Raw genomic sequence first — 18,725 nt, forward strand, 5'->3', positions numbered from 1 at the left:
GGCGATTCGTGCCAAACTGAGCCACACATCACTCTCGAATTAGCAACACTCGCCTAAAATTCGGCCTTTCCAGGGAAACTTAGCCAATGAAATTCGATCGCGTGGATGTGGCCATCCTGCACGCCCTGCAGCGCGACGCGCACGTGAAGTCCGCCGACCTCGCAGAATCGCTCGGGCTTTCGCTCTCGCCGTTCTACCGGCGCATCCGCATGCTCGAAGAGCGCGGCGTCATCACGCAGTACGTCACGCTGCTCGATCAGGAGAAGGCGGGCTTTCCTGTGAACGCGTATGTGTCGGTCGCGATCGAGAAGAAGAATGAGACACGGCTAGCCGCGTTCGAGCGCGCAATCTCGAACTGCGACGAAGTGATGGAGTGTTATTTGATGACGGGCGCGTTCGACTACATGCTGCGCGTGGTGGCGAGCGATATTGCGGGCATCGAGCGTTTCGTCATGACGCGCCTCACCAAGATCGAGGGCGTGCGTGACATTCACACTTCCGTGGCGCTGCGCCGCGTGGAGTACAAAACCGAGCTGCCGGTACGCGTGCGCGACGAGTGAAACGCTGCAAACGCGGTCATTCAATCAGGATGACGAACGAATAATCGTGTCATTCAGACTTTCACGTCTTGGGTCCTGTCTTGCGCGCCGCCCGCAGCGGTTTCGCGGGGGCATTCTGACGTTCGCGCACCGAAACTTCGCGGGTCGAACGCAGTGCGTCGAGCCGGCCTTCGAGCATGCCCACCTGATGGCGCAAATCGCCCACCTGCGCCTGTAATGCCTGAATCTCGGCGCGCGCGCTTTCCTCCGCGCGCAGCGCGCGTTGCGCTCCGGCTTGCGCGAGTTCGGCGCTTGCGCGCAACTTGTCGCGTTCCGCGGCAAATTCGGCGCGCGCCTGGGTCTGCGCGGTATCACGTTCGCGGCTCGCCTCGCGCTCGCGCGCCAGTTCCGCTTCGAGTGCGCCGCGCGTGGCAACGGCGCCGGCCTGCGCCTGTTCCAGTTCCTGAATGCGCACCTGCGCCGTGAGCAGCGCGGCGGTGCGCTGTTCGAGCGCCACCTCCGTGTGCCCGAGGTCTGCGCGCACGGCTGCGGTTGCGCCTTCTGCGGCGCGACGCGCCTCTTCCACTTCGAGACGCAGCGCATCGAGCGAAGCCTGCGCGGCCGCCGTGGCGCGCGTCCAGAGCGCACCCATGAGTTCGCCTGCGGCCCCTTGCAGTTCCTCAGGCAGATCGGCGTGCTCGATGCGCACGCGGCTCTTTTCACGCAGGGTGGCCCAGAACTCCGAAAGCACTGCCGTAGGCGTGCTCATGCTGCCGCGGCGCACGAGCTGATAGAGCCGGTTGGCCGTGGGCGTGATGCCGTAACGGAAGAACATCAACGCGCACACTTCACGATACAGTTCGCGCGTTTTGGGAAACTCGGCTTTGAGCCGCTCGATCTCGGCGGCGAGGCGCACTTCGTCGGGGGCGACGTCGGTCATGGGGCAATGCTGGGCTGGTGTGCGTCGATAATACAACGTAAAGCGTATGATTCCTACCGCCAATGCTAGTGGCAAGAGGGGCGCCACTCGCCCAACCGGATGCTCCAGCGAGGTGTGAACATGACAAAGCTTCAGCGTCTTATCGTCATCGTTGTTGCCTGTGTGTTGAGCGCGTGCGCGAGTCTGCCGCCGCAGACCAACCGGCCGCAGACATTCGCGCTGCAAGATACGGCGTCCACACCACTCGGCACGCTCTTCGCATCCGAAGCACAAAGCCATCCAGACGAAAGTGCGTTTCACCTGCTGCCGGACCCCACCGACGCGCTCGTGGCCCGCGTTGTGCTCACCGAAAAGGCGGAGCGCTCGCTCGACCTGCAGTACTACATCTGGCACGACGACCTGACCGGCCGCGAACTGGCGGCAGCGGTGCTCAAGGCGGCAGACCGCGGCGTGCGCGTTCGTGTCCTGCTCGACGACCTCGGCACGAATGCGGACGACCAGGTGCTGCTCACGCTCAGCTCGCACCCGAACGTGCAGATACGGCTATTCAATCCGGTCGCGGGGCGCCGCTTCAAGGCACTTTCGTCCGCGCTCGAATTTTCCCGGGTCGACCGGCGCATGCACAACAAGGCGCTCGTTGCCGACAACGAGGCCGCTATCCTCGGTGGCCGCAATATCGGCGACGAATACTTCGGTGCGTCGAGAGTCGTTGCCTTCGGCGATCTGGATGTGCTGGTGCACGGCCCCATTGTCGGGAAGGTCTCCAACGTCTTCGACGCGTTCTGGAATGCTGAATCGAGTTATTCGATCGAGCAATTGATGGGGCATCCGGCGGATCCGTCCGCATTGGCCGCCTACCGCGCGAAGCTCGACGAATACATCCAGTCGGAGCGTGACTCGCCCTATGTCGTGCAAGCGAGGCAACGACTGGCCAAGGCCCTCGAGGCCGGCAACACCACCTTCTCCTGGGGAAAAGCCACACTCCTCTACGACGATCCCTCCAAGATCGCTCGCGACCCGGCCAACCCGGAAGGCCATCTCATGACACGGTTCGCCGCGCTTAACCTCAAACCCACGCATGAGATGCTCATCATCTCGCCTTACTTCGTGCCGGGAAAAGCGGGCGTGGCGTGGCTAAGCGATCTGACCGGGCACGGGGTGCGCGTCACGGTATTGACCAACTCCCTGGCTGCGACTGACGTCGTCGCCGTGAATGCGGGATATGACCACTATCGCGAGGCTCTCCTCGCGGCTGGCGTGCGGCTCTACGAACTGAAGCCGGTTGGTGCGTCCAGCGTGAAGGCGCAACGACGGTTTTTTGGTTCTTCGAGAGCCTCGCTGCATGCGAAAACCTACGTGTTCGACCGGCAAAGCATCTTCATTGGCTCGATGAATCTCGACCCTCGTTCGAGCAAACTCAATACGGAGATTGGCGTGCTGTGCGACAGCCCGGCAATTGCGGGCCAGGTGATCGACGAGGTCGAGCCGCAACTGGACCAGATTGCCTGGCGAGTCGAGCAACGCACGGAAGCGAACGGCAAGACCCGGATCGTCTGGATCGACACTGCCGCGAACGGAACCGTGACCGAATATGATTCGGAGCCCGATGTATCCTTCATGCGACGCACCAGCGTCTGGTTCATGGGCCTTCTGCCGATCGAGTCCGAACTGTAAGCGCTCGCTCGAGCGCTGAAATAAAGGCGGTCAGGAATCGTACAGCGAATGGATATTGCGCACCTTGCCGAACAGCCATTCGAAGAGGGAATGACCTTGCTCCTGTTCTGCGGGGAGCGCCGTCGTCAACTTGGCGATTTTGTCCTGCCGGTACGCCAGTAGCTGGCACAGTTGCTTTGCGACTTCCGGGTGCTCTTTCAGGAATGCGGTCATGTCGTCCTTGCCAATTTCGAAAAGGACCGATGGCGTGAGCGCGGTAATGGATACATGCATGGGCAGGCCCGCCAGCAGCCCCGCCTCGCCGAATGCTTCGCCCGGGCCGATCCGGGCAAGCTCGTGCTCGCCCGACGGCTCGCGGAAAGTCACCGACAGCACACCCGCATAAATAATGGCGAGACTGTCCGGCACGGTATCCGGGGCAAGGATCTGTTGATTGGCCTGATACTCGTGCCGGGAAAGACGCTTCGCGAGCTGGGTCACCTCGTCGGCACTCAGGCTCTCGAACAGCGACACGCGCTTGAGCAGCGCCTCCTTCGCGTCATGCGCTTCGATGGCGGGCGCGGGCACGCCCAGTGCACGCAACGACACGCCGGAGGCCGCCAGGTGCCGGTAGCACAAGTCGAACAGCTCGTTGGACGTCACCCTCTTTTTGCTCATATCGTCAACGAACCCGACCACCTCGTAATGGATCGAGTTCAGCGTTGCGCGCTGCATGCGGGCATAGGGCGCGGGCGTCTTGAGGATGGCGTGGCTTCCGGTCAGCGCGCGTTCCAGCGCGTCGATCACCGTTTTCGGCCGGGCTTCCGGGTCGATCTCGAGCACGATTGACAGACCGTGAACATTGGCCGGCCTGCTGTTGTTCGAGATCTTCGCCTTGGAAGTCATGGCGTTCGGGACAATGAGCGTGTTCCCCTGACCGGTCAGCAAGTGAGTGGCGCGCCAGTTCATTTCGACGACCTTGCCTTCCACATCGTCGATCACGACCCAGTCGCCAACGGTGTACGGCTCCGTGGCGTTGAGAACAATTCCGGCGAAAACGTCGCTGAGCGTGCTCTGAATGGCGAGGCCGAGCACGATAGCCAGCGCACCCGACGTGGCGACCAGACCGCGCACCGGCAGCTCCAGCACGAATGCCAGGGCGGCAACGACCGCCGCGAGAAAAACGACGGCGCCGAAGACGTCCGAGAACAGTCGTTGCTTTCGCCAGGCGCGAGGCAACAGCAGCGAGTCGAGCGACAGGGTAAACAGCCGCGCGGCCATCAGCCACCAGACGATTTCCAGAACCTGGGCCAGCCAGTGGAGCGCTGCCGCATCCCGGTACGGCGCCTGCCCGAACGGATTCATACCCGACGAAAACAGCACCCAGCTCAACGCCGCGAAGAGCGCCAGCCGAATGAAGAGCCTGACCAGATCCTGTGGAGGCAGCCGCGCACGCCACACGACGACATCGACGAAAACGATACTCAAGCCAACGATTAGCGGGTATTTCACGGGGGCTCCCGGCTGGAAAGGCCTAACGCTGATGTTGGGACTGCGGGACGCGCTTGATTCTGCCACGGACGACCCAGCCGGGGCGAACGGGTGGCAATGGCGGCTGGACGGTGCTCAGGCGCGGCCCGGATTCGGGCGCCAGAAACGCTGGGGTGGGGTGCTGGGGGCTCACGTGCGCCGTGTGGGACGGGCGCACAGGCCGGCACATTGCGTGCCGGCCCTCTTTGGCGTCATGCGCGTGGCGATGCGACGGGCGGCGAACCCTCGTGAAAGAGCTGGCTGAGCTGCGCACGCAGTTCCGGAGAATCCACGTGACGATGCACGCTCACCGCGTGCTGCACGGCCGCTTCCAGAAGCTCGGAGTCCGAGTCCGCCGAGATCGCCACCGAACAGTTCATTTCACTAGGGAACTCCCGGCAGTCAATGTACTTGCGCGTCATGGTGAGACCTCTCGTTGGGCATAGGAGAACATTCACGCTGCCCGTGCGTACATACGTGAAAATTATAGAATCCATGCAATGTGCTTGCTAAACTATTAAAGCGATTCCACGCGCGACAATAATCTGAATTAATTGCACGCGATTTTATTTATCAAGCTGCGTAATTTAGGTTATCTAATGATCCGGCGAGGCTCGGTGGCGGCCTGGGTAGAAACCCGGCAAGGTCACGAAGCGCTCGCCGCCCGGTCCCTCGCGGTCCGGCCACAGGCTGCCCCCGCCGCCCTTTGCGAAAGCGCTTCCTTCCTGCTTTCCCGACCGGACGCACGCCGCGTTTCGCGCGTGCGTCAGCCGCATTGATTCGACAATTGAAGCGGTCGCCCGCAGTTCCGTTCAGTCCATGAAAACGCACGCCCGGCTATGGGTGCGCGTGTGTCCGATCCGTTGAATTGAGAGGTGAGCCATGTCCAGCCTGTCGAGCGAATCCATCGCCACATTGAAAAGCGCGCTGCGCGGCGAAGCGTTGCAACCCGGCGACGCGGCCTACGAAGAAGCCCGGCAAATCTGGAACGCGATGATCGAGCGCCGCCCTGCACTCATCGTGCGCTGCCGGGGCTGCGCCGACGTGCGGCAAACCGTGGCGCTCGCGCGCGAAACGGGACTGCCGCTCGCCGTGCGTGGCGGCGGCCACAATATCGCGGGCAGCGCGCTATGCGACGGCGGTATCGTCATCGATCTCTCGTTGATGAAGTCGGTCAGAGTCGAACCCGCCACGCGCCGCGCGTATGTGGAGCCCGGCGCCACGCTCGGCGACTTCGACCACGAAGCGCAAGCGTTTGGCCTGGCCACCCCGCTTGGCATCAATTCGACAACGGGCGTGGCCGGTCTCACGCTGGGCGGCGGCTTCGGCTGGCTGAGCCGGCGTTTCGGCATGTCGATCGACAACCTGGTGGCCGCCGATATCGTGACCGCCGACGGCGAACTGCTGCGCGCGAGCGCCAAGGAAAACGCCGACCTGTTCTGGGCCATTCGCGGCGGCGGCGGCAACTTCGGCGTGGTCACGATGTTCGAGTTCGCGCTTCACCCCGTCGGCCCCGAGATTTACGGCGGGCTAGTCGTGCTGCCATTCGACGCCGCGAAAGAAGCGCTCGTGAAATATCGCGAGGCGGCTGCCACGATGCCCGAAGACCTGACAGTGTGGAGCGTTTCGCGCCTCGCACCGCCGCTGCCTTTCCTGCCGCCCGAGGTCCATGGCAAGCCGATCATGGTGTTCGCCATCTGCTATTCGGGGCCGGTGGAAAACGGGCCGAACGCGGTGGAGGTGGTGCGGCGCTTCGGCAAGCCTTATGGCGAACATCTCGGGCCGATGCCGTACGCCGCGTGGCAACAGGCATTCGATCCGCTCCTGACGCCGGGCGCGCGCAACTACTGGAAATCGCACAATCTCGCCACGCTGCCCGACGGCCTCATCGACACGCTGACCGACGCCATCGCCACACTGCCCTCGCCCGAGTGCGAAATATTCTTCGGGCAGATCGGCGGCGCGACGTTGCGCGTCGCGCCCGATGCGATGGCCTACCCGAGCCGCGACGCGCTCTACGTGATGAACGTGCACGGCCGCTGGACCGATCCCGCCGACGACGCCCGCTGCGTTGCGTGGGCACGCGACTTCTTCGAAGCTTCCGCGCCGTATGCGCTCGGCAGCGTCTACGTGAACTTCCTCACCGACGACGAACGCACGCGCGTCGAGGCGGCGTATGGGCCGAACATGAGCCGTCTCGTCGAAGTGAAGACGCGTTACGACCCGCACAATCTTTTCCGCCATAACCAGAACATCCGGCCCGACGGGTCGGCCTAAGGGGAGCCCGTGATTCGAGTTTCGATGTCATCGTAAGGGGAATCGTCATGTCGACTTATGTGGTGCTTGCGCAATTCACCGACCAGGGTATTCGCACTGTCAAGAACAGCGCGCAGCGGGCCGGCCAGGCCGCGGAGATGGCCAAAACTTTCGGCTGTGAAATGAAGCAGATCTACTGGACGCTCGGGAAGTACGACATCGTCACGGTGATCGAAGCGCCCGACGAGCAAAGCTTCATGGCGTTCGGCCTCGCGCTCGGGTCGCTTGGCAATATCCGCACGCAATCGCTGCGCGCCTTGAGCAAGGACGAGTTCACCGCGGTGCTCGGCAAGCTCAATTAACAACAACCTGCGCGCGGCACCCGGGCCGGTGCCGCGCGGCCGCTTCATATTCTTCATACTTATTCGCCGCATGCGCGGCGCATTTCCTGCTGGTTTCGGGAGGCAGTTCTCTGCCCGAACGCCGCCTCGACGCGAGCGACCTTCCGGGAAGCGGCACTGCGCGAGCGAACTCTTTCTTTTTGGCAAACGTTTGCAGCCCGGGTATCAAGTCCGCGCGCGCGAGGCCGAAAACGCGTACATCGCCACGAATTTTTGGAGACCCGGCCGTGACGCGCGTTTTGCTTTTACTTGCCGTAATGGTTATGACAGGCTGCGCGCAACTGCAGCCGCCCGCGACGGCGCAAACCGGGAAACCCGCCGTGTCGAACGTCATCATGAAGTTCGACATTCCCGCCGATGCGCTCGGCGCGCACGACCCGCAGCTGAGCGCGGTGCTCGCCAAGGCGGGCGCGCTCGCCGCCGCGCAGAAGCAGCCCACCGTGATCCGCGTGACGGCCCTCGGCCAGGACCTCAAGTACATCAATCAGGCCATCTGGCGCGGCGTGCCCGCGCAGGGGCCCAAGCCCACGCTCGAAAACCTGACGGCCGGCGCGAACCAGACGTACAGCGTCTCGATCGAGCCGTTGCATGCGGGGAGCTGACACGATGCGTTCGATCGTTTTCGTCGCCGCCGCCGCACTCTGCTGTTGCAGCGCCGCCTGGGCGGGCCAGCCCGCCGCCAGCACGCCTGCCGCCGGGGTTGCCACCACCGCTGCCGCTGCCGCGGCCGCAACCCCCGCCGCCGCCGCCGACAAGGTTTATCCGCCGCTGCCCACGCTCGCCATGCTGCCGCCCTCCACCGGCGACGACGACGAGCTGCCCGCGACGCATTCGTCCTCGCACAAGAAGAAGCCGCGTCAGCGCGATTGCCACTGCGCCATGCCCACACCGCGCCTTGTCGTCTCCGACACGTCGCGCGCCTACCTCAAGGACATCGAGCAGCAGCTCGATTCCGCCCTTGCGCAGTAACGTCGCGCGTTGACGTCGCGCATGACGCCTAACCCGGAGCTTCGCCCCATGCAGCAGCAGACCAACGCCCTGAGCCTGCGACGCCGAGTCGTCCGCGCGTGGGTCACGTTCGTGAGCCTCGCGGCGCTCGGCGCAACCGCCGCGCACGCTGCGCAGCCCGCCGACGAATGCTTTGAAAAGGCCGGCGCCTACCAGGGCGTGAATCCGCTCGTGCTGCGCGCGGTGGCGTGGCGTGAATCGAAAGGGGACGCCGCGGCCATCAATCACAATGCCAACGGCTCAATCGACGTGGGGCAAGCGCAGATCAACTCGATCCATTTTTCCGAGCTTTCGCGCGAGGGCATTCCGCACGGCGCCCTCACGGACCCGTGCGTGAATATCTTCGTGGCCGCGTGGCTGCTCAAGCAAAAGATGGTGCGATACGGCAACACGTGGCGCGCCATCGGCGCGTACCACTCCGAATCGCCGCACGAGCGCGACGCCTACGCGCGCAGCATTCAGGCCATTCTCGTGAGCTGGGGCCACTTGCAGCCGGGGCGATGAAAGCGGCCCGCGCGGCTACGCTTCACACTCGTTGTCCGCGCAACGGCGGCCCGATTGACCGCACGGCTTGTTCATATCACTACCATACAGAAACGGTTGCGGGCCAGCATCGAAGATTCGACGACGCATATAATGCGTACGAAAACATCCCCGAGTTCGAGTACGGCCTGATCGGTGCACTGTTCGACTAGCTCGTCTACCTCCTGCTCATTTCGTTCGTCTCTCCACCTACGCTCACGCCGGGCAAAATCACAGCGGTTCGCGCGATCTTCGCGTAGATCTGGCGCGCGGGCGAGTTGCACAGCGAACACGACGATCTTGCCGACCATGCCGATTTGCCGGTTCACCACGTCTCGCCCCAAGCTCGCTGAGCGTACTGAGCGCACTGAGCGCACCAGGCGCCCTCGCCTGCACACGCTGCTGGCCGGCGTGCTCATGTCGGGCGCTGCGGTCTGCACCGGCGCGACCTCCGGCACGCCCTTGCCGGTGGCCATCTCGGTCGATGCCGCGGCGGGCCGGCACCCCATCAGCCCGCTGATTTACGGTATCAACTTCGGCACGACCGCCGTGTTGCAAGACCTGCGCGCGCCGCTCAACCGCTCGGGCGGCAACAGCGCCTCGGCCTATAACTGGCGCATCGACGCGCGCAATGCGGGCAAGGACTGGTATTTCGAAAGCGTTGCGGCCAATCCCGCCGCGATCGACGAGCAGTTCGGCGAGCGCTTCGTCGCGTTCACCCAGGCGGCGGGCGCCACGCCCATCGTGACCATTCCGATGCTCGGCCGTGTGGCGAAACTCGGGCCGGCGCGCGAGACCCTCGCGAGCTTCTCGATCGCCAAATACGGCCCGCAGCCAAACCGCGATGTGAACGGCCACGCCGATGCCGGCAATGGCGTCACGGCAGGCGGCAAGCCGATCGACGGCAATGACGCGAACGATGCCTCGACACCGGACGACCCGCAAAATGAGCAGGCGCGCGTGGCGGATCTCGTCAAACGGTTCGGCGGCGCGAACGGAGGCGGCGTGCGCTACTACGCGCTCGACAACGAGCCGAGCCTTTGGCAGATCAACCACCGCGACGTGCACCCCACGGGCGCGCATGCGAGCGAGATCGCCAACAAGGTCATCGCCTATTCGCGCGCCGTGAAGTCGGCGGACCCGCACGCGCAGATCGTCGCGCCGGAAGAATGGGGCTGGCCCGGCTATTTCTACAGCGGCTTCGACCAGCAATACGCAGCGGACCACGGCTTCGACCGCACGCCCGACCGCGCAGGCGAAACTCAGGGCATGCCCTACGTGCCCTGGCTGCTCACGCAATGGAAAGCGGCGGGCCATCCGGTGGACGTGTTCAGCCTCCACTTCTATCCACAAGGCGGCGAATTTGCCGAAGCGGGCGTGACGAACGCGCAGGCTATGGCGCTCATGCGCAACCGCTCCACGCGCGACCTGTGGGACCCGAACTACAAAGACCCCACGTGGATCAACAGCGTCGTGGCGCTGATCCCGCTGATGCGTCATTGGGCCGACACGTACTACTACCCAGGCACGCCCATCGCCATCACGGAATACAGCTGGGGCGGCGACACGCTGATGAACGGCGCGACGGCCCAGGCCGACGTGCTCGGCATTTTCGGCCGCGAAGGGCTGGATATCGCCACGCGCTGGGGCAAGCTCGATCCATCGATGCCGGTGTACAAGGCGTTCAAGCTCTACCGCAACTACGACGGCAACGGCTCGGCGTTCGGCGCGACCAGCATCGCCGCGAGCGCGAGCGACCCGGACACGGTATCCGCGTTCGCCGCCTTGCGCGAGCGCGACCACGCGCTCACGCTCGTGGTCATCAACAAGCAGTTGGACCGGTCCGCCGACACCGCGGTCGCGCTCGACCATTTCGCCGCGAGCGGCGTGGCCCAAACCTGGCGGCTCGCGAACAACCAGCTTGCGCGCCTGCCCGACGCGCGCTACCAGGACGGCACGCTGCGCGCGAGCCTGCCCGCGCAGAGCGTGACGCTGTTCGTGCTGCGCGGGGCGGAGACGCGGCACGAGTGACGCCGGCGCCCGGCGCGCCCCCTCGAGCAGCACATGCTGGCAGCATTGCATCATCATTTGGAAAGCTAAGCGTTTCACCCATCGTGAGGAGAAACGTCGTCATGAAACGACGAAGCCTGTTAAAGGGGGTTATGGCGCTGCCGTGCTTCGCCACCGCCTCGACCTTCGCCGACGCGCTGCCCGCCTCGGCGCGCGCGGGGCGTGTGCGGCCAGGCGACCCTGGCTGGCCGAATGCACAGCAATGGGACGCATTGCGCCAGGCAGTCGGCGCAAACTTGCTGCAACCCACAACGATCTGGCAGACCTGCGCACAAGCGCCACACGAGCAAGCGTGCCTCGCGAGAGTCAAGGAAGCGCGCAACCCGTTCGCGCTCGGCGACGACGCCGGCGGCACCCAGATCTCCGGCTGGCTCGATGCCTGGACGGCGAAGGCAAGCGCCTACGCAGTGGCCGCGCGTTCTACCGCAGACGTCGTTGCGGGCGTCAATTTCGCGCGCCGGCACAATTTACGCCTGGTGGTGAAAGGCGGAGGCCACAGCTACCTGGGCGGCTCGAACGCGCCCGATTCTCTTCTAATCTGGACGCGCGGCATGAAGCGTATCGAACTCCACGACGCGTTCGTTCCAGCCGGTTGCTCGACGACACCCAAGCCCGCTGTGACGGTCGAGGCAGGCTGCATGTGGATCGACGTCTACACCGCCGTCACGACTCAGGCGGGGCGCTACGTCCAGGGCGGTGGATGCACGACGGTGGGCGTGGCCGGCCTCGTTCTGGGCGGCGGTTTCGGGTCCTGGTCCAAGCGGTATGGCCTCGCGGCCGCGAGCCTGCTGCAGGCCGAGATCGTGACCGCCGACGGCGTTGTCCGCACGGTGAACGCATGCCAGGGGCCCGATCTTTTCTGGGCGCTCAAGGGCGGCGGTGGCGGCAGTTTCGGCGTGGTGACCCGCATCACGCTACAGACCCACGACCTGCCCGAACACTTCGGCTGGGCCAGGTTCAAGGTCAAGGCTTCATCGCGTGAGGCTTACCGGCGGCTGGCTGCGCGGCTCGTCGATCACTATGCAGACAAGCTGTTCAACCCTGCATGGGGCGAGCGATTCGTCTTTCACAGCGATGAGATCGAGGTGGCGATGGTATGCCAGGGCCTCGACGACCACGAGGCGAAGTCGGTCTGGGCACCGATCATCGATTGGGTCCGCGCTTCGCCGGCCGACTTCACCTTGAACGAAGGACCTCGCGTCGGCGCTGGCCCGTCGCGGCGCTGGTGGGACGTCGATGCCAACCCGGGACTCGTGGCGGACCCCCGCGCCGAAGCCGCACACAACCACGGCTGGTGGCAAGGCGATGGCGAGCAGGCCTCCGCATTCCTGCACGCCTACGAGTCGCAATGGCTGCCCGCCGCCCTGCTCGAACCGGCGCAACGCGGCCGCCTTGTCGATGCCTTCGTCGCGGCCGCCCAGTATCAAGCCGTGGAGTTGCATTTCAACAAAGGACTCGCCGGTGCACCGCCGGAGGTGAACGAAGCGGCGCGTCAGTGCGCCACGAATCCGAACGTGGCCGACGCCTTCGGCCTCGCGATCGTCGCCACCGGCGGCCCACCGCCATTTCCGGGCCTCCCCATCGCCCCGCCCGACATGTCGCAGGCGCATCGCAACGCTGCGAATGTGGCCAAGGCTGCGGCCATACTCAAGGCGCTATCGCCGCAAGGCGGCTCCTATGTTTCGGAGACCGATTTTTTTCGCGACGATTGGCGCGAGGCGTTTTGGGGCGTCAACTACGCGCGGCTCAAGGCGATCAAGGATCGCTACGATCCGCAAGGGTTCTTTTTCGTGCATCACGGCGTGGGCAGCGAGGACTGGAGCCCTGATGGCTTTACGCCCTTGGGTTGAACTTTACCTCGATGCGTCTTCACCTACCCGGTGGAACCCGCTCCGTTCACATCGCTGTCATCTTCCTTTTCGCGCTCGAGCATATCGAGCGCAAGCACACGCCCGACATCGCGCACGAATGCTTCCATGATCGCGAGGCATTCCGGGCTGCCCGGCGCACAGTCTTCGGGGTTCAACTTTCCCTGTGCATGCCTGATCGCGCGGATGCTGGCCTCCAGCGCCCGTGCTTCTGCCCAGATCGGATCGTTTGGAGGAGGTTTGGGTTGTTCGTGCGCCATGCATGGATTTTCGGCGGGCGGCTTACAAACTTTAGCGGCCACGCATGAAATGTCGAACGGCTAGGGCGCGGCCTTCGCAATCAGGTCCTGCAAACGGGCCATCGAGCGCCGATCCAGCGGGTGCATCTCGCAACCCACACGGCTCCATCCTCTTTCCTGATCTTCGGTAATCCAGCGCACATCGAGCGCGACGGCCAGGACGATTTCGTCTTCGTCGTCGATCGGCGCCGATTGCAGCCAGCCGGAGACTGTCTCTCCGCGGAAGAGCAGACCGTTGCGCGCGTGAAGGAGCGCCCCGCGCGAGCTGAGGTCAGCGACCTGCGCGAGCGCCCTGCCGTCCTTGTTCAGAAGCAGCGGGGCGAACAACAGCGGCGTTCGGACCTCCCGACGCATATCCAGTCCACTTCGCATACGCATGGCACCCGTTTGAACGTTCTTTTTTATTGAGGGTCGGGATTCTAACGTGACTGCGCCGGCAAGACGGGGATAGTGCGCGCATGACGTCCGCGCAAACGTTTGATCGATTCAATCGGAATACGCGGCGGCGCCCGGCTCTATCGCCGGGGCTGCCACGACGCGCTCGAGCGCGCGGTTGTCGACTCAGTGGCCCGCATAAATCGACCGCCCGCCGACGCTGGCCATGATCGGCGCGCCCGAGTCCGAGCTGCCCGTCATCGCCACGCCGCCAACCGCCGTGTTGCCCGGCGCGGCTTGCTGTGCCGTTTGCGCCTGCTCCTGAGCCACGATCGCTTCCGCGTGCTGAATGTCATCCGGATAGTTGAGATCGTTGGCCGTCGGACGGTACCCCGTCTGCTCCAGCCGCACGAGATCGGCAACGACCTGCGCACGCGTGACCGGCGTGTTGGCCGGGGTGGCGGTCTGTGCGAAAGCGGCAGCCGGGGCGGCCAGAGCGCAGGCAACGAGCAATGTGGAAACGAGTGCTTTCATGATGTTCACCTCTCAATGAATGGCCGCTGCATCGGGAAGCGATGCCGCCTCGGCCGCCCTCGGCAATGTCGCGAAGGTTGACTGCATTCTGGCCGCGCGGCGCTGACCCAATGCTGACCCGCCGATTACGAGTTCGTTATCTGGGCGCGACGCGCCTCGCGCGGCCGATGCGCGGCCAACACCCCTTCACGTCAAACATGACAAATCCGTAATGTCGAGGTCAGCGCCGGGTAAGCGCGCCCTCCCGATACTTGCGCCAATCCTGCCCCAACCCGGACACCGTCATGTGGATCGTCAAACTGGCTCTCAGGCGGCCTTACACGTTCATCGTGCTGGCCGTACTGCTTTTCATCCTCGGGCCGCTTGCCATCATGCGCACGCCCACGGACATTTTTCCGAACATCAATATCCCCGTGGTCAGCATTGTCTGGACCTACAACGGCTTCTCCGCCGAGGACATGGCGCACCGCATCACCTCGAACTACGAGCGCGCCCTCACCTCCGACGTGGACGACATCGAGCACATCGAATCGCAGTCGCTCAACGGCGTCTCGGTCGTGAAGGTGTTCTTCCATCCGGGCGCGGACATCAACCGCGCGATTGCCGAAGCCGCGTCGAACTCCGCTTCGATCCTGCGCATCCTGCCGCCTGGCACGCTGCCGCCGAACATCATCACGTACAACGCCTCCACAGTGCCGGTGCTGCAACTGGGACTCTCCAGCGCGACGCTGCCCGAGCAGTCGCTCTACGACCTCGGCAACAGCTTCATCCGCACGCAGCTCGCCACCGTCCAGGGCGCGGCCGTGCCGCTGCCCTATGGCGGCAAGATCCGCCAGATCATGGTGCAGCTCGATCCGAAAGCGATGCAGGCAAAAGGACTCGCCCCCGCCGACGTCGTGAACGCCGTGAACGCCCAGAACCTCATCCTGCCCGGCGGCACGGCCAAGATTGGTTCGCGCGAATACAACGTGGAGATGAACGGCAGCACGCAAACGGTTGCCGCACTCAACGACCTGCCGATCAAGACCGTGAACGGCAGCGTGGTGTATGTGCGCGACGTAGCGCACGTGATCGACGGCTACGCGCCGCAAACGAATATCGTGCGCGCGGACGGCAAACGCGCGGCGCTCCTCACCGTCGAAAAAACCGGCAGCGCCTCGACGCTTACGATCATCCAGCAAGTGAAGGCGATGCTGCCGAAGATCGCAGCAGGCCTGCCGAAAGCGCTCAAGATCACGCCGCTCTCCGATCAGTCCGTGTTCGTGAAGTCGGCGATCTCGGGCGTGGTGCGCGAAGCGCTCATTGCGGCCTGCCTCACTGCCGCAATGATCCTGCTCTTTCTCGGCAGCTGGCGCGCCACGCTCATCATTGCCGTGACGATTCCGCTAGCCGTGCTCACGTCGCTCATCGCGCTCGCGGCGCTCGGTGAAACCATCAACATCATGACGCTCGGCGGCCTGGCGCTCGCTGTCGGCATACTCGTTGATGACGCAACCGTCGCCATCGAAAACATCACTCACCACCTGGAGCGCGGTGCGCCGCTGCACGACGCCATACTCAACGGCTCCGGCGAAATTGCCGTGCCGACCTTCGTTTCGACGCTCTCCATCTGTATCGTGTTCGTGCCGATGTTCCTGCTTTCGGGCGTCGCGCGCTACCTCTTCGTGCCGCTCGCCGAGGCCGTGGTGTTCGCCATGTGCGCGTCGTACTTCTTCTCGCGCACGCTCATTCCCACGCTCGCCATGTACCTGCTGCGTGCGCGCACGCTGGGCTCCGCGCCCTCGCGCGGCATTGCCGGCGCATTGACGCGCTTCCAGGCGGGCTTCGAACACCGCTTCGAAGCGGTGCGCAACCGCTATCGCGCGTGGCTTCAAGCCGCCATTGCGCAGCGCCGCCGTTTCGTCGTGCTGTGGGTCGCGCTCTGCCTCGGCTCGCTCGTGCTCGTGCCGTTCACGGGCCGCGACTTCTTTCCTGCCGTCGATACCGGCGAGATCCGCCTGCATCTGCGCGCGCCCACCGGCACGCGCATCGAAGAAACGGCGCGCATTACCGACGAAGTCGAAGCGAAGATCCGCAGCGTGATTCCGCCCGCCGAACAGGCCGCGGTGCTCGACAACATCGGCGTGCCGGTGAGCGGCATCAACCTCACGTACGACTCGTCGGACCCCATTGGCCCCGAAGACGCCGACATCCTCATCACGCTCGCGCCGAAGCACCACCCCACCGCGCAATATGTCGCGAAGCTGCGCAACGTGCTCAACACTGCGTTTCCAGGCGTGACCTTCGCGTTCCTGCCTGCCGACATCGTGAGCCAGATCCTGAACTTCGGCCTGCCTGCGCCCATCGACGTGCAGATCGTCGGCAACAAGCTCGCGCAGAACCGCGTCGTCGCGAACCACCTGCTCGACGAAATGCGCGGCGTGCGCGGCCTCGTCGATGCGCGCATCCAGCAGCCCGGCGACGAACCCACCATCAACGTGAACGTGGACCGCACGAAGGCACTGCAAGCGGGCCTCACGCAGCACGACGTCGCGCAGAATCTGCTCATCGCGCTCTCGGGCAGCTCACAAACCACGCCTAACTTCTGGCTCGATCCGAAGAACGGCGTGAGCTATCCGCTCGTGACCGAAGTGCCGCAATACGACATTCATTCGCTGCAAACGCTCGCCAATATTCCAGTGACGACGTCGCAATCCGTCACGTTCACGCCGCAGAACCAGCTTGGCACGCTCGGCACTGTCTCGCGCAGCGAGCAGGAGGCCGTGGTCTCGCACTACAACGTGCAGCCCGTTCTCGATATCTTCGCCTCCACACAGGGGCGCGACCTGGGCGGCGTCGCCTCCGACGTGAACCGCCTCGTCAACGCGGCGCGCGCGCAATTGCCGCCCGGTTCGTCGATCGTGATGCGCGGCCAGGTGCAGTCGATGAACGCCTCGTTCAGCGGCCTCGCAGCCGGGCTCGTGTTCGCCATCGCGCTCGTCTATCTGCTGATGGTCGTGAACTTCCAGTCGTGGCTCGACCCGCTCATCATCGTGAGCGGCCTGCCGGCCTCGCTCGCCGGCATCGCGTGGATGCTGTTCGTCACGCAAACCACGCTCAGCGTGCCGGCCCTCACGGGCACGATTCTCTGTATGGGCATTGCCACAGCGAACAGCATTCTCGTCATCAACACGGCGCGCGAGTCGCTCGCAGCGGGCATGGAGCCGCTCGCCGCCGCGCTCGACGCAGGCTTCAACCGCTTTCGCCCGGTGCTCATGACCGCGCTCGCCATGCTGATCGGCATGCTGCCGATGGCGCTCGGTCTCGGCGACGGCGGCGAGCAGAACGCGCCGCTCGGACGCGCCGTGATCGGCGGCCTCGCCATCGGCACGCTTTCCACGCTCGTATTCGTGCCGGTCGTGTTCGGCATGGTGCACGGCTGGCTCGCGAAACGCCGCGCCGCCCGCGATGCCAGCAACGATGCGCAAGCCAGTGCAACCACTCACGTTGAATAAGGATTCCAAAATGAACCCGCTCACTCCGCACGAGCATCGTGACAGCGCGGCGCAACCGGCCGCATCCGAAGGAGCCGCACGCAAGCGCACGGCCGTCATCATCGGCCTTACGTGCCTCGCCATCGCCGCAACGCTGCTCACCGCGGGCATCGTGCCGCGCCTCGAGGCGCACACGGCACAGGCAGAACAGGTCGCGGCGCAGCGCGAGCTGATCGTCTCCACCCTCACGCCCACGCGCGCGCCCGCCACGCAGGACCTGCTGCTGCCCGGCTCGATCATGTCGTGGGCCGACGCCTCGATCTATGCGCGCACGAGTGGCTACGTGCAGCACTGGTCCACGGATATCGGCGCGCACGTCAAGGCCGGCCAGACGCTCGCGCAGATCGACACACCCGAACTCGACGCGCAACTCCAGCAGGCACGCGCCGACGAAGCAACGGCGCAGGCCAACTATCGCTTTGCGAACAGCACCGCGCAGCGCTGGCAAACAATGTTGCAGACGCAATCGGTTTCCGAGCAGGACGCCCAGTCGAAGACGAGCGACGCCGCCGCGAAACTCGCCACGCTCCAGGCCGCGCAGGCGAACGTGGCGCGGCTCCAGGAACTGGTTTCGTACCAGAACGTGACGGCGCCCTTCGACGGCGTGATCACCGCGCGCAACGTGCAGGTGGGCGCGCTCGTTACGGCGGGCGGCACGCCTGGCCTCGCGACCATGCCCGGCGAGCTGTTCCACATCGCACAGACCGACCGGCTGCGCGTGTACGTAGACGTGCCGCAAGACGACGCGAGCCTCGTCACGCCCGGCACGACCGTCTGGCTGACGACGCAACAATATCCGGGCCGCCGTTTCGACGCGAGTGTCGCGCGCAGTTCGAACGTGATCGACCCCGTGAGCCGCACATTGCGCGTGGAAGTCGATGTGGACAACCACGATGGCGCGCTGATGCCCGGCGCCTACGCACAGGTTCATCTTGCGCTCACGGCTGCCGCGCCCGCTCTCGAACTGCCCGTGAGCGCGCTGCTGTTCCGCCCGGACGGCGTGACAGTCGCGGTGGTCGATGCCAAAAACACCGTGCAATTGCGCAAGGTGACCATAGGCCGCGATTTCGGCACGTATGTGGAAATTGCGACGGGCCTCGCGCCCACCGAGCGCGTCATCAACAACCCCGGCGACGCCATTGCCAGCGGCCAGAGCGTGCGCGTGGCGGCGGCCTCGACGGCCGCGAAAGCGTAAGC

The 18,725-nt window shown here is 64.7% G+C and carries 18 protein-coding genes; 11 read left to right on the forward strand and 7 right to left on the reverse strand.

Annotated elements, in window-relative coordinates; all coding sequences use genetic code 11:
* Positions 1-86: 86 nt before the first annotated feature.
* Positions 87-560 (forward strand): Lrp/AsnC family transcriptional regulator, encoded by a 474-nt coding sequence (locus tag U5A57_RS29175; protein ID WP_042267102.1) that lies wholly within the window; start codon positions 87-89, stop codon positions 558-560.
* Between the two features lie 61 nt (positions 561-621).
* Here U5A57_RS29175 and U5A57_RS29180 read toward each other — a convergent pair whose 3' ends face one another.
* A complete protein-coding gene (locus U5A57_RS29180) occupies positions 622-1,479 on the reverse strand; it encodes a DNA-binding protein (protein WP_321915121.1) in 858 nt (285 codons plus the stop codon).
* 120 nt (positions 1,480-1,599) lie between these two features.
* On the opposite strand from U5A57_RS29180, the gene U5A57_RS29185 reads away from it, so the two are divergent.
* Positions 1,600-3,153, forward strand: a complete 1,554-nt coding sequence (locus U5A57_RS29185; protein WP_321915122.1) for a phospholipase D family protein — start codon at positions 1,600-1,602, stop codon at positions 3,151-3,153.
* 30 nt (positions 3,154-3,183) lie between these two features.
* On the opposite strand, the gene U5A57_RS29190 is transcribed toward U5A57_RS29185, so the two are convergent.
* A complete protein-coding gene (locus U5A57_RS29190) occupies positions 3,184-4,644 on the reverse strand; it encodes a mechanosensitive ion channel family protein (RefSeq protein WP_321915123.1) in 1,461 nt (486 codons plus the stop codon).
* A gap of 230 nt (positions 4,645-4,874) precedes the next feature.
* Complete coding sequence (locus U5A57_RS29195; RefSeq protein ID WP_321915124.1) at positions 4,875-5,084, reverse strand: DUF1059 domain-containing protein; 210 nt, start codon at positions 5,082-5,084, stop codon at positions 4,875-4,877.
* Positions 5,085-5,544: 460 nt separating this feature from the next.
* Here U5A57_RS29195 and U5A57_RS29200 point away from each other — a divergent pair, with 460 nt between their 5' ends.
* Both U5A57_RS29200 and U5A57_RS29205 read left to right on the forward strand, forming a co-directional pair.
* Positions 5,545-6,939, forward strand: coding sequence for an FAD-binding oxidoreductase (locus tag U5A57_RS29200; RefSeq protein ID WP_321915125.1), 1,395 nt, complete (start codon positions 5,545-5,547; stop codon positions 6,937-6,939).
* A 47-nt stretch (positions 6,940-6,986) separates the two neighbouring features.
* Positions 6,987-7,280 (forward strand): GYD domain-containing protein, encoded by a 294-nt coding sequence (locus U5A57_RS29205; RefSeq protein ID WP_321915126.1) that lies wholly within the window; start codon positions 6,987-6,989, stop codon positions 7,278-7,280.
* Here U5A57_RS29205 and U5A57_RS29210 read toward each other — a convergent pair.
* Positions 7,273-7,656, reverse strand: coding sequence for a hypothetical protein (locus U5A57_RS29210; RefSeq protein ID WP_321915254.1), 384 nt, complete (start codon positions 7,654-7,656; stop codon positions 7,273-7,275). The genes U5A57_RS29205 and U5A57_RS29210 overlap by 8 nt on opposite strands.
* Between U5A57_RS29210 and U5A57_RS29215 the strand changes: the two genes are divergently transcribed.
* The 5 genes from U5A57_RS29215 to U5A57_RS29235 all read left to right on the forward strand — a co-directional run bounded on the left by U5A57_RS29215 (position 7,577) and on the right by U5A57_RS29235 (position 12,769).
* Positions 7,577-7,921, forward strand: coding sequence for a hypothetical protein (locus tag U5A57_RS29215; RefSeq protein WP_321915242.1), 345 nt, complete (start codon positions 7,577-7,579; stop codon positions 7,919-7,921). The two genes, U5A57_RS29210 and U5A57_RS29215, sit on opposite strands and share 80 nt — an antisense overlap.
* A 4-nt stretch (positions 7,922-7,925) precedes the next feature.
* The gene (locus U5A57_RS29220) at positions 7,926-8,288 is read left to right on the forward strand and encodes a hypothetical protein (RefSeq protein WP_321915127.1); all 363 of its coding nucleotides are present in this window, start codon (positions 7,926-7,928) and stop codon (positions 8,286-8,288) included.
* A gap of 48 nt (positions 8,289-8,336) precedes the next feature.
* Positions 8,337-8,831 carry a lytic transglycosylase domain-containing protein gene (locus tag U5A57_RS29225; RefSeq protein ID WP_321915128.1) on the forward strand — a complete coding sequence of 165 codons (495 nt, stop codon included), beginning with the start codon at positions 8,337-8,339 and terminating at the stop codon, positions 8,829-8,831.
* Between the two features lie 327 nt (positions 8,832-9,158).
* Positions 9,159-10,880, forward strand: coding sequence for a glycoside hydrolase family 44 protein (locus U5A57_RS29230; protein ID WP_321915129.1), 1,722 nt, complete (start codon positions 9,159-9,161; stop codon positions 10,878-10,880).
* A gap of 101 nt (positions 10,881-10,981) precedes the next feature.
* Positions 10,982-12,769 (forward strand): FAD-binding oxidoreductase, encoded by a 1,788-nt coding sequence (locus U5A57_RS29235; protein WP_321915130.1) that lies wholly within the window; start codon positions 10,982-10,984, stop codon positions 12,767-12,769.
* A gap of 23 nt (positions 12,770-12,792) precedes the next feature.
* Here the strand turns inward: U5A57_RS29235 and U5A57_RS29240 are convergent, their stop codons facing one another.
* The 3 genes from U5A57_RS29240 to U5A57_RS29250 all read right to left on the reverse strand — a co-directional run bounded on the left by U5A57_RS29240 (position 12,793) and on the right by U5A57_RS29250 (position 13,995).
* Positions 12,793-13,047 (reverse strand): hypothetical protein, encoded by a 255-nt coding sequence (locus U5A57_RS29240; RefSeq protein WP_321915132.1) that lies wholly within the window; start codon positions 13,045-13,047, stop codon positions 12,793-12,795.
* 60 nt (positions 13,048-13,107) lie between these two features.
* Complete coding sequence (locus tag U5A57_RS29245) at positions 13,108-13,464, reverse strand: PilZ domain-containing protein (RefSeq protein ID WP_321915133.1); 357 nt, start codon at positions 13,462-13,464, stop codon at positions 13,108-13,110.
* 183 nt (positions 13,465-13,647) lie between these two features.
* A complete protein-coding gene (locus U5A57_RS29250; protein ID WP_321915134.1) occupies positions 13,648-13,995 on the reverse strand; it encodes a DUF4148 domain-containing protein in 348 nt (115 codons plus the stop codon).
* Positions 13,996-14,279: 284 nt separating this feature from the next.
* On the opposite strand from U5A57_RS29250, the gene U5A57_RS29255 reads away from it, so the two are divergent.
* Positions 14,280-17,489, forward strand: coding sequence for an efflux RND transporter permease subunit (locus U5A57_RS29255; RefSeq protein ID WP_321915135.1), 3,210 nt, complete (start codon positions 14,280-14,282; stop codon positions 17,487-17,489).
* Positions 17,490-17,499: 10 nt separating this feature from the next.
* On the forward strand, positions 17,500-18,723 hold the full coding sequence (locus U5A57_RS29260; protein WP_321915137.1) for an efflux RND transporter periplasmic adaptor subunit: 1,224 nt from the start codon (positions 17,500-17,502) through the stop codon (positions 18,721-18,723).
* The last annotated feature ends 2 nt before the right edge of the window (positions 18,724-18,725 follow it).

This window comes from Paraburkholderia sp. J11-2, assembly GCF_905220185.1.
GTDB lineage: Bacteria > Pseudomonadota > Gammaproteobacteria > Burkholderiales > Burkholderiaceae > Paraburkholderia.

Coding starts and splice junctions, on each gene's coding strand:
- U5A57_RS29175 (WP_042267102.1), top strand. CDS start 87: ATGAAATTCGATCGCGTGGATGTGGCCATCCTGCACGCCCTGCAGCGC.
- U5A57_RS29180 (WP_321915121.1), bottom strand. CDS start 1,479: ATGACCGACGTCGCCCCCGACGAAGTGCGCCTCGCCGCCGAGATCGAG.
- U5A57_RS29185 (WP_321915122.1), top strand. CDS start 1,600: ATGACAAAGCTTCAGCGTCTTATCGTCATCGTTGTTGCCTGTGTGTTG.
- U5A57_RS29195 (WP_321915124.1), bottom strand. CDS start 5,084: ATGACGCGCAAGTACATTGACTGCCGGGAGTTCCCTAGTGAAATGAAC.
- U5A57_RS29200 (WP_321915125.1), top strand. CDS start 5,545: ATGTCCAGCCTGTCGAGCGAATCCATCGCCACATTGAAAAGCGCGCTG.
- U5A57_RS29205 (WP_321915126.1), top strand. CDS start 6,987: ATGTCGACTTATGTGGTGCTTGCGCAATTCACCGACCAGGGTATTCGC.
- U5A57_RS29215 (WP_321915242.1), top strand. CDS start 7,577: ATGGTTATGACAGGCTGCGCGCAACTGCAGCCGCCCGCGACGGCGCAA.
- U5A57_RS29210 (WP_321915254.1), bottom strand. CDS start 7,656: ATGATGACGTTCGACACGGCGGGTTTCCCGGTTTGCGCCGTCGCGGGC.
- U5A57_RS29220 (WP_321915127.1), top strand. CDS start 7,926: ATGCGTTCGATCGTTTTCGTCGCCGCCGCCGCACTCTGCTGTTGCAGC.
- U5A57_RS29225 (WP_321915128.1), top strand. CDS start 8,337: ATGCAGCAGCAGACCAACGCCCTGAGCCTGCGACGCCGAGTCGTCCGC.
- U5A57_RS29230 (WP_321915129.1), top strand. CDS start 9,159: ATGCCGATTTGCCGGTTCACCACGTCTCGCCCCAAGCTCGCTGAGCGT.
- U5A57_RS29235 (WP_321915130.1), top strand. CDS start 10,982: ATGAAACGACGAAGCCTGTTAAAGGGGGTTATGGCGCTGCCGTGCTTC.
- U5A57_RS29240 (WP_321915132.1), bottom strand. CDS start 13,047: ATGGCGCACGAACAACCCAAACCTCCTCCAAACGATCCGATCTGGGCA.
- U5A57_RS29245 (WP_321915133.1), bottom strand. CDS start 13,464: ATGCGTATGCGAAGTGGACTGGATATGCGTCGGGAGGTCCGAACGCCG.
- U5A57_RS29250 (WP_321915134.1), bottom strand. CDS start 13,995: ATGAAAGCACTCGTTTCCACATTGCTCGTTGCCTGCGCTCTGGCCGCC.
- U5A57_RS29255 (WP_321915135.1), top strand. CDS start 14,280: ATGTGGATCGTCAAACTGGCTCTCAGGCGGCCTTACACGTTCATCGTG.
- U5A57_RS29260 (WP_321915137.1), top strand. CDS start 17,500: ATGAACCCGCTCACTCCGCACGAGCATCGTGACAGCGCGGCGCAACCG.